This is a genomic window from Stappia sediminis, from assembly GCF_009826895.1.
Lineage (GTDB): Bacteria > Pseudomonadota > Alphaproteobacteria > Rhizobiales > Stappiaceae > Hongsoonwoonella > Hongsoonwoonella sediminis.
In genome coordinates, this window is record NZ_WUMV01000006.1 from 205,436 (window position 1) to 218,871 (window position 13,436).

15 protein-coding genes and 1 tRNA gene are annotated in these 13,436 nt (G+C 58.3%); 1 reads left to right on the forward strand and 15 read right to left on the reverse strand.

Features of this window, described 5'->3' with window-relative positions:
- Positions 1-29: 29 nt before the first annotated feature.
- The 11 genes from yacG to GR183_RS21675 form a co-directional block, all read right to left on the reverse strand.
- Entirely contained in the window at positions 30-257 is a 228-nt protein-coding gene (gene yacG / locus GR183_RS13195; protein WP_160776112.1) for a DNA gyrase inhibitor YacG, read from the reverse strand.
- A 13-nt stretch (positions 258-270) separates the two neighbouring features.
- Positions 271-1,077, reverse strand: a complete 807-nt coding sequence (locus tag GR183_RS13200) for an SDR family NAD(P)-dependent oxidoreductase (RefSeq protein ID WP_160776113.1) — start codon at positions 1,075-1,077, stop codon at positions 271-273.
- A gap of 36 nt (positions 1,078-1,113) precedes the next feature.
- Positions 1,114-2,643: an AMP-binding protein gene (locus tag GR183_RS13205; protein ID WP_160776114.1), complete on the reverse strand. Its 1,530-nt coding sequence runs from the start codon at positions 2,641-2,643 to the stop codon at positions 1,114-1,116.
- 147 nt (positions 2,644-2,790) lie between these two features.
- On the reverse strand, positions 2,791-3,426 hold the full coding sequence (locus GR183_RS13210; protein WP_160776115.1) for a Maf-like protein: 636 nt from the start codon (positions 3,424-3,426) through the stop codon (positions 2,791-2,793).
- A gap of 51 nt (positions 3,427-3,477) precedes the next feature.
- On the reverse strand, positions 3,478-3,696 hold the full coding sequence (gene infA, locus GR183_RS13215) for a translation initiation factor IF-1 (protein WP_014327290.1): 219 nt from the start codon (positions 3,694-3,696) through the stop codon (positions 3,478-3,480).
- Positions 3,697-3,968: 272 nt separating this feature from the next.
- Positions 3,969-4,445 (reverse strand): arsenate-mycothiol transferase ArsC, encoded by a 477-nt coding sequence (locus GR183_RS13220; protein WP_260513782.1) that lies wholly within the window; start codon positions 4,443-4,445, stop codon positions 3,969-3,971.
- Entirely contained in the window at positions 4,421-4,918 is a 498-nt protein-coding gene (locus GR183_RS13225) for a UPF0262 family protein (protein ID WP_160776116.1), read from the reverse strand. Before GR183_RS13225 ends, GR183_RS13220 begins: the two co-directional genes overlap by 25 nt.
- A gap of 41 nt (positions 4,919-4,959) precedes the next feature.
- On the reverse strand, positions 4,960-6,255 hold the full coding sequence (gene hisD, locus GR183_RS13230) for a histidinol dehydrogenase (protein ID WP_160776117.1): 1,296 nt from the start codon (positions 6,253-6,255) through the stop codon (positions 4,960-4,962).
- A 51-nt stretch (positions 6,256-6,306) separates the two neighbouring features.
- Positions 6,307-6,741 (reverse strand): DUF2948 family protein, encoded by a 435-nt coding sequence (locus GR183_RS13235; protein ID WP_160776118.1) that lies wholly within the window; start codon positions 6,739-6,741, stop codon positions 6,307-6,309.
- A gap of 113 nt (positions 6,742-6,854) precedes the next feature.
- Positions 6,855-8,144, reverse strand: coding sequence for a UDP-N-acetylglucosamine 1-carboxyvinyltransferase (murA, locus tag GR183_RS13240; protein ID WP_160776119.1), 1,290 nt, complete (start codon positions 8,142-8,144; stop codon positions 6,855-6,857).
- A gap of 122 nt (positions 8,145-8,266) precedes the next feature.
- Positions 8,267-8,443, reverse strand: coding sequence for a hypothetical protein (locus GR183_RS21675; RefSeq protein WP_202396082.1), 177 nt, complete (start codon positions 8,441-8,443; stop codon positions 8,267-8,269).
- A gap of 275 nt (positions 8,444-8,718) precedes the next feature.
- On the opposite strand from GR183_RS21675, the gene GR183_RS13245 reads away from it, so the two are divergent.
- A tRNA-Thr gene (locus GR183_RS13245) sits at positions 8,719-8,793 on the forward strand.
- A 389-nt stretch (positions 8,794-9,182) separates the two neighbouring features.
- Here the strand turns inward: GR183_RS13245 and GR183_RS13250 are convergent.
- The 4 genes from GR183_RS13250 to GR183_RS13265 form a co-directional block, all read right to left on the reverse strand.
- Positions 9,183-9,530 carry a hypothetical protein gene (locus GR183_RS13250; protein ID WP_160776120.1) on the reverse strand — a complete coding sequence of 116 codons (348 nt, stop codon included), beginning with the start codon at positions 9,528-9,530 and terminating at the stop codon, positions 9,183-9,185.
- A gap of 92 nt (positions 9,531-9,622) precedes the next feature.
- A complete protein-coding gene (locus GR183_RS13255; RefSeq protein ID WP_160776121.1) occupies positions 9,623-10,924 on the reverse strand; it encodes an NAD(P)/FAD-dependent oxidoreductase in 1,302 nt (433 codons plus the stop codon).
- Between the two features lie 11 nt (positions 10,925-10,935).
- Positions 10,936-12,558 carry a GMC family oxidoreductase gene (locus tag GR183_RS13260; RefSeq protein ID WP_160776122.1) on the reverse strand — a complete coding sequence of 541 codons (1,623 nt, stop codon included), beginning with the start codon at positions 12,556-12,558 and terminating at the stop codon, positions 10,936-10,938.
- A gap of 7 nt (positions 12,559-12,565) precedes the next feature.
- The gene (locus GR183_RS13265) at positions 12,566-13,426 is read right to left on the reverse strand and encodes an ABC transporter permease (RefSeq protein ID WP_160776123.1); all 861 of its coding nucleotides are present in this window, start codon (positions 13,424-13,426) and stop codon (positions 12,566-12,568) included.
- Positions 13,427-13,436 lie beyond the last annotated feature (10 nt).

Here is a 13,436-nt window from a genome sequence, read left to right on the forward strand (position 1 = left end):
CTTAACGTCAATTGCAGTGCTGCAACAGGTTACTTGCGATCGCGATCCTGCATCCGCTCCAATTCGTCGTAGTCTTCCGGCTCCATTTCCACGACCGGCGTGGAATAGCCCCCGGAAAGCCACCGGTTCAGGTCCACATCTGCACACCGTTTGGAGCAAAACGGGTAGTAAGCGTCGACCGAGAGTTTTTGGCAGATCGGACAGGGCCGCGGCCGGCGCGGCATTTTCTCGCCCGCATTCGAAGTATCGCTTGCCATTTCATTTTCCGTATTAGCTGTATTTCAGCGTGATGCCTCCATCGACGACCAGTTCAATGCCCGTGACGTATTTGGATTCGTCGCTGGCAAGGAAAAGTGCCGCGTGGGCTACGTCCCAGGCATCCCCCATATGGCCCATGGGCACCTGAGCATCGCGCACCCGCCACATCTCTTCCACGTCGCCTTCGGCATAAGCATCGGCAAGGCCCGCCGCCTTTTCCACCATCGGGGTTTTCATCAGGCCCGGCAGGACAGCATTCACGCGTATATGTTCACCGGCATATTGCACGGCGGTCGTTCGCGTCAAATGGTTCACAGCAGCCTTTGTCGCATAATAGGTCGCGTATGGAACGCCCGTATAGCGGATCGAGGCGATGGAGGAGATATTGACGATCGATCCGCCACCGGCCGTTCGCATGACCGGAATAACGTGCTTCATCGTGAGGAAAACGCTTTTCAGGTTGACCGCATTGACCCTGTCCCATTCCTTCTCGGGCAGTTCCACCACACCTCCGACTTCGGCAATACCGACATTGTTGTCGAGAATATCTATTGTTCCGTAGATATCGACCGTCCGCGCGACCATCGCCTCGACATCGGAGGATTTCGTCACATCGCATCTTACCGAAATCGCGCTGCCGCCTTCGCCTTCGATAATTGAGCGCGTCTCTTCTGCGGCAGCCTCGTCGATATCGGCGCAAACAACCCTGGCGCCTTCGCGTGCGAACAGAACCGCCGCGGCCTTTCCATTACCCCATCCCGGCCCAATGGACCCGGCCCCCACCACGAGCGCTACCTTGTCGGCAAGCCGTCCGGCCATCTGCCACCTCCCAATGGTTTTCGCATATTGCGGTTTTCAGCAGCCCGAGCCGGGCTTGCCGGCGCGTTTTTCGTCCGCTTCGCGCAGTTCAGTCTTGAGAATCTTGCCGTAGTTGTTTTTCGGCAGGCTATCTACCCTGATGTAGTCCTTCGGCCGCTTGAAACGCGCTATCCGGCCGAGGCAAAGCTCGTCGAGCTCGCCCGGCTCGGCCCCACCCGAATAGTAGGCAATAACCACTTCACCCCACTCCGGATCTCTCCTGCCGATCACTGATACTTCTCTCACGCCCGGATGCGACAGAAGCACTTCTTCGACTTCCCGAGGGTAGATGTTGCTGCCACCGGATATAATGACATCCTTGGAGCGGTCCTTGAGCGTCACATAGCCTTCCTCATCGACCGCGCCGACATCGCCCGTATGCAACCAGCCACCGCGTAGAGTTTCCGTCGTGGCTTGCGGATTGTTCCAATAACCGAGCATTACCGCATCGCCGCGAACGAGGATTTCACCGGTCTCGCCCACTGGTAATGTCTCGTCGTTCTCTCCGCCGATACGAACCTCCACCGCGGAGTTGACGATGCCTGCCGACCCCAGGCGCTCAAGCCAGCGAGGATGATCGCGGTCGGCGATATCCGCCCTGGAAAGCACGGTTGCCGTCATGGGCGTTTCGCCCTGGCCGTAGATTTGCGCGAAATGAGGTCCAAAACGGTCAAGCGCGCGCCGGATATCCGCCACATGCATCGGCGCTCCGCCCCAAATGACGGTGCGGATGTTATCGTTGACGGTCTCACATGGACAATCGACCAACCGCTTGATCATTGTGGGGGCTGCGAACATGGATATACCGGGCATTTCCGCGAATGCCGACAGCACCTCAACCGGTTCGAAACCACCCGATTCGGCAACCGCATTTACTCCGAAACGACCCACATGCGCCATGATGTAGATGCCCGATCCGTGGCTCATAGGAGCGGCGTGCAGCAACGTGTCACCGGGATTGGTCGGATCGACGTCGGTCAGATAACCGTAAGACGCAGAGAATAGATTGCGATGGCTCAGCATCGCGCCCTTCGGGCGCCCCGTCGTGCCGGACGTATAGAACAGCCAGGCAAGATCGTCGGGCTCTGCATGTGCAAGCGGCGCGGCATCGCCGGAGAACAATTTTTCATAGGCAGGCGAGCGGATGGTGACGAGGTGCCTCAGCGTTTCGGGCGCCCGGGCACCCATTTCCGCCTCGACGCCCGCTCCCACGAATGCCACGCTCGCGGCAGAATGCTCCAGAATCCAGGCCGCTTCGGCGGCGTGAAGCTTGGCATTTATCGGCACCGCGGCAAGCCCCGCCCACCAGATGCCGTACAGGATCTCCAGATACTCCGTGCAGTTCTTGGAAAAGATCGCAACGCGGTCCCCTGCCGCAACGCCCGGCAAGCCTCGCAGCCCGTCCGCGAGCCGCGCAGCCCTCAACGCGAACCCGGAATATGTCGCCACCGCTCTGGTGCCCACGGCGATCGCCGGGCTTTCCGGCCGCGCGCGCCCGGCACGCTGCAACCAGGCTGCGAGGTTCATGGCGTCTCCTCCTCCGGACAAGATCCATGCCTGGCAGGTTGGACTGACCAGGCACCAATAATTCTTTCGAATTATTGCAATCCTATCGAGGATGGGAAGTGCGTAAACTCCGCCACAAGTTCAAGGGAGCTTTATTCGCTCGACTTTTCAAGCCGAAAGAGCGGCGGGATCCGCCCAATGGGCGGTCGCCGGATAGCCCACGCCCGAAAGCAGGGTCGCCGTTTCGTAGAGCGGAAGGCCAACCACATTCGGGTAGGAACCGACCAGCTTGGCAACGAAACTTCCGGCAAGGCCCTGAATGGCGTAGCCGCCTGCCTTGCCGCGCCATTCTCCGGAGGCCAGATAATCCCTAATCTCCTGCCGGGAAAGCCGTTTGAAGCGTACCCGCGATTCGATCACCCGCTGGCGAAAAACGCCCTTCGGCGCGCTAACGCATATGCTCGTGTAAACGCGGTGCGCGCGGCCGGACAGAAGCTGCAGGCAGGCATCGGCCTGATCCGACGTCTCAGCCTTCGGCAAGACACGCCGACCGACCGCCACAACCGTATCCGCTGCCAGAATCACTGCATCGCCCCACCGCTCCAGCCTGTCGGCATCGCGGCGAGCAACCTCGGCCTTGGTTCGCGCAAGCCTGGTCGCAAGCGCACGCGGAGATTCGCCCCGATGCTGGCTTTCGTCGATATCGGCAGGCAGCAATTTGTCCGGATCGATGCCTATCTGCTGCAATAGCGCCAGACGACGCGGCGAGCCGGAAGCCAGAATAAGTGTCGGGCGTATTTTCATTGGAAGCCGGTCATAGGCACGCGGATCGGCCGAAGAGCTTGTGTCACGCGATCATTTGAAACGATAGGTGATACGGCCCTTGGTCAGGTCGTAGGGCGTCATCTCCACGAGAACCTTGTCACCCGCCAGAACGCGAATACGATTCTTCCGCATGCGACCTGCCGTGTGAGCGATGATTTCGTGGTCGTTTTCGAGCTTTACGCGAAAAGTTGCGTTTGGGAGCAGCTCGGTAACCACTCCGGGAAATTCTAATACTTCTTCCTTCGCCATATGGTGTCCTGGTTGTGGGTGCCTGTGCGCGCCCGTCACTTCGAAGCCCGACAGTCGAGACGAAACGACGACGCTTCAGCTTTATTGTCCTGATCGCATGGTATGCATTCGGAATTATTCAAATCTGAATGCAAGACGCGTCCGCGTGGCGCGAAACTAGCGGATCGCGAAGGAAATGTGAACAGGGCGTATCCGACTGTGGCAAATTCCCTGAGTTGGGGAAAATAACGTATCGGAATCAACACAAATTCCGCCATGAACGATGATCGGCCTCAACCACTCGGAGCCGGCGACCATGCGAAACGCTTTTTGATGCGCGCCATGAGAAGATCCCGAACGCCGCGATAGGAATCGAGAATCTGATCGCGCGAGCCGGTCGCCAGCGTGGGGTCGGGCGTTGGCCAGTACTCCACCTCCACAGCCTCCGTCCGCGTCATTTCGAGCGCCTTGTGATGGGCTTCGGGTGCAAGCGAGATGATGAGATCGAAGCCGGATTCATCGAGTTCCTCGAAAGTCTTCGGGCGATGACGCGAAATATCGCAGCCGATTTCCTGCATAACCGCGTCGACGAACGGATCGGGCGCGCCGCTGCGCGCACCGCAGGAACGCACGTAAATCTGATTGGGAAATAGCTGCCTCGCAATACAGGCGGCCATGGGCGAGCGCACCGCATTCATGCCGCAGGCAAACAAGACCGCTCCCGGACGCGCGCCGCCCACCGGCGTCAGCCTTTCCAGTGCAGTGCGCAGATCAACGTGAACAGGCGCCGCGCCGTCTGCATGTCGACACGAACCTTTCCCTCAAGCCGCTCCATCAGGATACGCGATCCGTCGTTGTGGACGCCGCGACGTCCCATGTCGATCGCCTCGATCTGGCTCGGACTCGAGTGGCGGATCGCCTCGAAGTAGCTTTCGCAGATCAGGAAATAGTCCTTTATGATCTTTCTTAATGGCGTGAGTGACAGCACATGGGTGATGGCGGGCGCACCGTCTTCCTGCGCGATTTCAAATACGAGTTTCTTCTCGACGATGGAAAGGCGCAGCCGGAAAGGGCCGTCGAAGTCACCAACCGGTTCGAATTCGTTTTCCTCTATGAGGTCGTAGATGGCGACCGCGCGTTCATGCTCGACATCCGGCGTCGACCGGGCGATCGAGGCTTCGTCGAGTTCCACCTCCACGAGGCGCCCGTTCGACATTGTCGAGCCCCCCTGCCCTTCCGCCATGAACCCTTCACCCCTTCTTGCGGCTGGCGGCCGCCTCTGCACTAAAGATTGAGGCGGATCGCCACGGAACGACCGTGCGCATCGAGCCCCTCGGCTTTCGCAAGCGCAATCGCCGAAGGACCCAATTGCCTGAGGTTATCCGCATTGCACTTCAGGATCGAGGTACGTTTAACGAAATCAAGAACCGACAGGCCGGAGGAAAACCTCGCCGAACGGGCAGTCGGCAACACATGATTGGACCCACCGACATAGTCGCCAATCGCTTCCGGCGTATATCTGCCCAGAAACACGGCGCCCGCATTGGCGATGCGCGAAAGCATATCCTCCGGATCGTCGACGGCAAGCTCCAGATGTTCCGGCGCGATCCTGTCAACGAGCGCCGGTGCCTCTTCAAGACTTTCGGTCACGATAATCGCCCCGAAGTCTCGCCAGCTCGCACTCGCGACATCGCTGCGGGGCAGCGTGCGAAGCTGTGTTGCAACGGCCCGGTCGACCCTTTCGGCGAAATCGGCATCGTCGGTAATCAGGATCGACTGCGCGCTTTCATCATGTTCGGCCTGCGATAGCAGATCGGCTGCGATCCAGTCCGGATCGTTTCGTCCATCCGCGACCACGAGGATCTCCGACGGTCCGGCGATCATATCGATACCGACCGTTCCGAACACTCGCCGTTTCGCCGCCGCTACATAAGCGTTGCCGGGGCCGACGATCTTGAAAACCGGCGCAATAGTCTCCGTACCAAAGGCCAGCGCGCCTATAGCCTGCGCCCCGCCGACGCGATAAATCTCCTCAACACCAGCAAGCCGGGCGGCAACGAGAACAAGCGGGTTCAAAATTCCATCCGGGCTCGGCACCACCATGGCTATACGCTCTACGCCCGCAACCTTTGCAGGCACCGCATTCATCAATACGGAAGAGGGATAATTCGCCGTTCCGCCGGGAACATAAAGGCCCACAGCCCCGATCGCAGTCCATCGCGAACCGAGTTCGACACCAATGGAGTCCGTGTATCGGTCGTCCTTCGGAATCTGCCGGGCGTGATGGCTGGCAATCCGGTCTCGCGCCAGCTCCAGCGCTTTCAGCGTTTCCGGATCGACGCTCTCCATTGCCGCGTCGATTTCGGCTTTCGTGATCCGCAGTTCCTCGACCGAACCTGCCGTCACCCGGTCGAAACGAACGGTATAGTCCAAAAGAGCTGCATCGCCCCGCGCTCGCACATCTTCCAGAATGCTGCGTACGATTTCGTCTACGTCGACCGATGCCTCGCGTTTGCTGTCGAGAAGGGACCTGAAATCCCGCTCGAAGGCCGGACTTGCGGAAGAAAGCTTGACCGCCAAAGGCTTTGTCCTCGTCGTAAAGTGATCCAATCCCTGCCGGCCGGCAGGTCATCATGCTTCGTGGTGGGGCATATGTTCGGTCGCCCAGGCCGCACCCAGATCGGCCAATTGAGCCTCAATGCATTCCACGTCAAACCCGATTGCCGCCCCGCCTGAGAAATGGAGCGTGACTTGGCCGGCGGGCGCTTCGGTCTCAGAGAAATCTATCGCAAGAAGCGAAAGAACCGCATCCTTGTTGTGCTGACCGATGCGGATGGACTTTACATTCGACACGCGCGCGAAAGAAAGCGCAGCCCTTCGACGTTCCAGATTTCGCGCCTGCCTGCCCAATGCCTTGTCCCACGCGAAGCGGTTCATGACGAGAAGCAGACGCCCCTCACGGGGCAGAAAGCGTATATCGCCGACCTTGAGAACCGCATCCTGAACCTGCGCGGAAATAACCGCGAGATCTTCCTGATCCAAGGCTGCGAGTTTCAGCTGATCCATGCCCGACTGTCCCATCAGCAAGGGCGGTACTTCACCGCCCGAACGCCAATCCCATTGCGGCATAGACGTAATGATCCGCGCCCGCCAAAGCAATAGCCGGCCAAGGCTTCACATCAGGCCGAGATACGCTCGATCTGCGCTCCGCAGCGCGAGAGCTTCTCTTCCAGGCGCTCGAAACCACGGTCGAGATGATAGACGCGGTTGACCGTCGTCTCGCCCTCCGCCGCTAGGCCCGCGATGACCAGAGAAACCGAAGCTCTGAGGTCGGTTGCCATTACCGGTGCACCGCGAAGGCTGCTCGTACCTTCCACGACTGCCGTGCGGCCATCAACACTGATCTTCGCACCCAGGCGCACAAGCTCCTGAACGTGCATGAAGCGATTTTCGAAGATCGTCTCCGTGATTCGCGACGTCCCTCCGGAGCGCGTCATAAGCGCCATGAACTGAGCCTGCAGGTCGGTCGGGAAGCCGGGATAGGGAGCCGTCGTTATGTCGACCGGCGCGATTCCGTTGCCATTGCGGTAAACCCTGATCCCGCCGCTTGTTTCTTCTATATGTATTCCGCCCTCACGCATTGACTCGAGAGCCGATGAAAGCAGGTCCGCCCTTGCGCCTTCCAGGAATACATCCCCACCGGTCATCGCCACCGCCATGGCGTAAGTGCCGGTCTCGATGCGATCGGGTATCACGCGATGTCTATGGCCATGCAGGCACGGAACGCCCTGAATATGGATCGTTTCCGTTCCAGCGCCTTCGATCTTCGCGCCCATGCCGACCAGGCAGTCGGCCAGATCCTTGACCTCCGGCTCGCACGCCGCGTTTTCAATCACGCTTTCGCCTTTTGCCAAGGAAGCCGCCATCATCACGGTGTGCGTCGCACCGACAGAAACCTTCGGGAAACGCACGCGATTGCCGATCAAACCTTTCGGCGCACGGGTGACCACGTATCCCTGGTCGATCGTCGTCTCCGCGCCCAACGCCTGAAGTCCCTGTATAAAAAAGTCGACTGGCCTGGTACCAATCGCGCAACCGCCGGGCAGCGAAACACGCGCCTCGCCCGCTCGCGCCAGCAACGGCCCGACCACCCAAAAACTCGCCCGCATCTTGGAAACAAGCTCGTAAGGTGCCGTCGTATCGACGATTTCCGCAGCATTCAGATGCAGCGTCTGGCCCGTCATCGGGTTCTCACCCTGCCTGCGACCGGCAACCGTATAGTCGACGCCATGATTTGAAAGGATGTGCAGAAGCTGTGCGACATCTCGCAGCCGAGGCACATTTTCCAGCGTGAGCGTATCAGGCGTCAGAAGTGACGCAATCATCAGCGGTAAAGTGGCGTTCTTCGCACCCGAAATCGGCAGCGTGCCGTTGAGTTCGTTACCACCAATGATCTTGATACTGTCCATGCGTTGAGAACCTGTCGATCGAACAAGAATTGGAGCCGCCGGGCAAAAGCGACCGCACCGTGTAGCACCATGCTCTCCGGCGGTGCAAGCTGGGGAATCGGCGTAGGCAGTGCTTGAAACGATCAATCGTCCGAGTCTTCGCCGGTTGAGTCTTCCCTCACACCGCCGAATTCAATTGACCCCGGCTTTTTGGCGGCTTTGCGGCGGCGAAGGTTCGCGCGCAATGCTTCGGAAAGGCGTTTTTCCTTTTCCGCATTGGCTTTCTGTTGCGCCTTCTTTTTCCCGCCGTCTCCATCCATCGGCATCGCATTGCTCCGTAGCGCAGAAATTACGCGCAATCACTACATCAAACGGGTGCTCGCCTGAAAGATCGTTAGTGAAAGCACGCGCTCATGGCGGCGCTATCCTTCATAACCAGAATGTCCACAATTCACACCCATCCGGGCTTGCGCCGCATCGGGCGTTGTGGCAAAAGCGCTTGCGTTCGGTGGATCATCGTCGTCGACAGCTATTTACGCTGGTCCGAAACAGATCCGTCACGCCAAGCACATCGCACCCGAATGGCGATTGCAACGCTGCCGTAGCTCAGGGGTAGAGCACTCCCTTGGTAAGGGAGAGGTCGAGAGTTCAAATCTCTCCGGCAGCACCAGTTAACCCACCGAAATTGTTGATGTTTCCCTCGTTCTGTTCATGTTTATGGTGCATTGCATTGCCTGCAATTTGCTGACAATGCACTGCACCATGACAAATTCTGTTCTTCCTTTCTCCCTGTTTTTGGGAGGGATTGTTTTGCCTTTGTTCCACCGTTCAGCGCTGTATATCGTTACTAATTCCACCCAAAAAGCGCCCACAGTACCCCGTCCCACATCGACGGACGCGCCCCGCGCGATCCCAGTGCATTGGTCTTATAGGCCGGTACCACCTTCCGCACGCGCCAGCCCGTATTCCTGATTTGGTCCGGAAATCTCCAGCCCGCCCCGAGGGCGCGTTGGGTAGCACTGCACACCGTGAACAGAGCCAACTTATAAACGAGGACATTCAGGGGAGCAGATCAATATGACCTGCCTTTTCATCTGCGGCGGCGGAATCACCGGCGCGGTCGCCGCCCTTCGCGACCTCAAGCCTGGAAAGCACTTCGTCAGCGTAGGATAAGAACTGATCGACATGACCCGATCCTCCCTCATCGACGGTGTACTGACCATGGCCATCTGCCACCCGATGAAAGCCATAACTCAGGAAACGACCGCCGCTGGTCGGATTTAAAGAGAACGGGCCCGGATACAGACGCTCAAAATGTGTTTCTTGGATTTGAAATTTATACTTCAGAGAATGTCTGGAGCATCTCCCGCCAACCTGAATCGTATTTATTTCAGAAAATTTCCTCAAGATATTGATTATGAGTCAATTTCTTTCCCCAGCACACGGTTTGAGACCTATCTGCCTCGCCATTCGGAAAATCCATTCTTGAACTTGCAAGGTCAGATTCCGATTTTGTCGCGCAAGCGATAGAGCAAGACCGAGGGTGCAAGAAACCAGGGATTTCCGCCGTAAAGCGGACGGGTCGGGAAAGAAATCCTTTCGAGGGCGGATGGAGCCGCTTCACGCCCCGCCGCCTTGAGGCCAATTCGCATTCCAAGATAGCTTGCCATGCCGACACCCGAACCGCAGTAGCCCATGGCGTAGTAAAGGCCACGGTCCTCGCCGCAATGCGCAAGCGCATCGAATGTGTAGCCGACGAAGCCCATCCAGGAGTGGCTCACCCTGATGTCCCTCAACTCGGGAAAAAGTGCCACCATGTCCCGATGCAGTTTGACGGCGCTTTTCCTTGGGTCCGTTTCGTTCAGCGACACGCGGCCGCCGAACAGTACGCGCTTGCGGTCCGGCGAGAGGCGATAATAGTAGACCAGTTTGCGGGTATCGGAGATGACGCGGTTGGTGGGGAAGAGCCTGTCCATCACAGCCTTGGAAATTTCTTCCGTGGCGATGACATATGATCCGATCGGGATGATCCGTCTGCGGTGGTGAGGGGATAATGGCCCTGAATATCCGTTCGTGGCCAAAATGACTTTGCCGGCTTTAAACCGGCGGGCTTGCGTTTGAACAACGAAACCGCTCTTGAGGCGTTCGATCGAAACCACGGGAGAATGGCTTTGCACAAGCGCGCCGGCTTCCACGACCCGCTTCAACAATGCCGGATGATATTTCCCCACATCGATACTGCAATGCCGGGGAAACACCATACCCCCATGGTATGCATCGGTTCCAAGTTCCGCAGCCATCTCAGCTTTGGGCACCATGAAGGCATCCGTATTCCATACCGGATGCCCGGCCTCGCATTCCTTTGCCAGTTTGTCATAGAGGTGGGGCAGATGGGCTCCGTGAAATCGTCCAACCTCCCTGAAACCGCAATCCAGCCGCTCATCGCCAACGAGCCGATGCATATAGTCGAGAGAGGCCTGACCTTCCTTCAGAATATCCGTGGCGATTTCGGAACCGTAGCGTCGCTCAAGCACTGAAAAAGAGGGTTTTATACTGGTTGAGACCTGGCCGCCGTTGCGTGTGCTGCAGCCCCATCCTGCAGCCTCTGCGTCCAGGATGAGGGTAGAAAAGCCTTCCCGGGCGGTCTGAAGTGCAGCGTTGAGGCCGGTATATCCCGCTCCGATGACGATGACGTCTGATTCCTCCGGCGGGTTGGCTATCCGCTGGTCGACGGGCTCAGCCGTCTCCCACCAATAGGGTTCGGGCTTGAAGTCTTCTGTAAACAGATCCGCACCCTTCATGTGCCTCGCCTCTAAATATCCCGATGATCCTGCAAGATGAGGTCTGCACCCTTTTCTCCGACCATGATTGCCGGAGCATTGGTATTTCCCGAAGTTACCGTCGGAAAGATGGAGGCATCGATTACGCGCAAGCCGTCCACGCCGTAAACGCGCAGCCTCGCATCAACTACATCTTCGTCCGGATCGGGGCCCATACGGCACGTGCTGACAGGGTGGAATACCGTCGAACACCTGTTTCGTATGTCTTCCTGCATCTCCTCATCGCTTTGCACTATTGGGCCAGGGACGATCTCTTCTTCGATCACTGCCTGCATCGCAGGGGCCGAGGCGATCATCCGCATGACCTTGCAACCCTCGATCATTTCAGTGAGGTCGCGGTTGGTGCTGAGGGAATTGGGATGAATTTCCGGTGCATCGAGTGGGTCGGCGGATCGCAAGGCGATCCGTCCGCGGCTCGTCGGTCGCGTCGGCTGGATGCCAAGCAAAAACCCGGGAAACGGATCGGGGTTCATGAGCGGCCGCTTGCCCACCGGCGCCTTTGTGTAGCTAACCGGTGAAAAATAAAGCTGCATGTTCGGCCTGTTTTCCCCCAGGCTGGTTTTCACGAATCCGCCGGCCTGATTGACGCTGAGCGAAAGCGGCCCGCGCCGTGTCGCGACGTAGCGCATGCCTTGAAGCAGTTTTCCCCACCAGGGGTGCAGTTGATTGTTCAGCGTCGGCACCTTCGACCGATAGAGGTAATCAAGTCCCAGATGATCCTGAAGGTGCCGCCCCACGCCTTTTCGTTCCACAGCAACATCGATGCCATGGGCTTTCAGGTCTTGCTCTCGACCGATACCTGAAAGCATCAAGAGCTGCGGAGAATTCACCGCACCAGCGCTGAGAATAACTTCACGACGCGCTCCGACCCTCATCTCTTTTCCGCCGCGAAGATAGACGACGCCGACCGCACGGTTTCCCTCCATAAGCACCCGCGTCGTATGGGCGTGGGTCAGGATCGTCACGTTGGGCCGCTTCTTCGCCTTGGCGAGATAGGCGCGCGCGGCGGACATCCTGAGGCCGCCTTTTGCCGTGATCTGGTAGCAGCCGACGCCTTCCTGCTCCGCACCGTTAAAATCGGCGTTGAGCCTGAAACCGGCCTGCTGGCCCGCCTCCAGGAAGACGTCGCATAGCGGATGCAGATCCCGCTTCATGGTTGAAACGTAAAGCGGACCGTTGCCTCCGCGAAACTTCGTTTCTCCCGCGTCATTCGTTTCGGATCGCTTGAAGTAGGGCAAGACGTCTTCCCAGCCCCACCCCGGATTGCCCATCGCCTTCCAGTCGTTGAAGTCGTCATGCTGTCCGCGGATATAGACCATGGCATTTATCGAACTGGATCCGCCGAGGACTTTGCCGCGCGGCCAATACCCTTTGCGGCCGTTCAGCCCAGGGTCCGCCTCGGTGCGGTACATCCAGTTGATCTTGGGGTTGTAGAACGCCTTGCCGTAGCCGATCGGCATCCAGATCCAGAAGTTCAGATCGGAGCCGCCAGCTTCGAGCAGACAAACTGTGAACTTGCCGTTTTCGGAAAGCCTGTCTGCAAGGACCGAGCCTGCGGAGCCGGCCCCGACGATGACAAAATCGAATTCGCGCATTCGAAGCCTACCGGGATGACTTGTCTCGCTGGACAAGAATGGAAAGGAGCGCGAGCAGACCGGAGCCGACCATCAGGAAGAAGGAAACGGCGTTAAGTACCGGTGTCGAGCCGACCTTCGCCATGCGGTCGTACATGGTGATCGTCAATGGTGCCTCGGATCCGACCAGGAACAGCGTCGTGTTGAAGTTCTCGAAAGAGACAAGAAAAGCCACGATGCCTGCCGCGATCATCGCGGGACGCAGGAACGGCAGCGTGATCGTGCGCATAACGCGCGCGCGGCTCGCGCCGAGGTTCAATGCCGCCTCCTCCATCGTTTCATCGAATTTCTTGAGGCGCGCCGTGATAACCAGCGATGTGATGGTCGTGATGAAGGAAAATTGACCTAACACAACAAGAAAAATGCCCGGACGCAGGAACTCCAGTTCAAGGTTGAACCCATCTTCCAGATAGTTCGCCGTATCGCTTGCCAGCACCAGAATGGAGATGCCGAGTATGACACCCGGGATCACAAGCGGAATTACCATCACGATATAGAAGAAGTTCTTTGCCGGAAACTGCCCGCGCACGAACAGGAAAGCGTTTGTCGTCCCGACGAAAACCGACAGGGACGAAACCATGACCGCGATCACGAAAGAATAGTAAAGCCCGCGTAACAGGCGCCGGTCATGGAACATGCCGAGCTTTGGTTCGGTATCGTTGAAGAACCAGTCAAGCGTGAAACCCTGCCACGGCAGAGCGGGAAACAGACTGTCGTTGAAGGCGAATGCGCCCGCGGCAACGAGGGGTGCCGCAAGGAAGACGAAGAACGCCGCAACATAGAGACGATAGCCCCAGAGGAACGGCGTGGATCTGTTTTGTGCCAGCATCGCTCGTCCT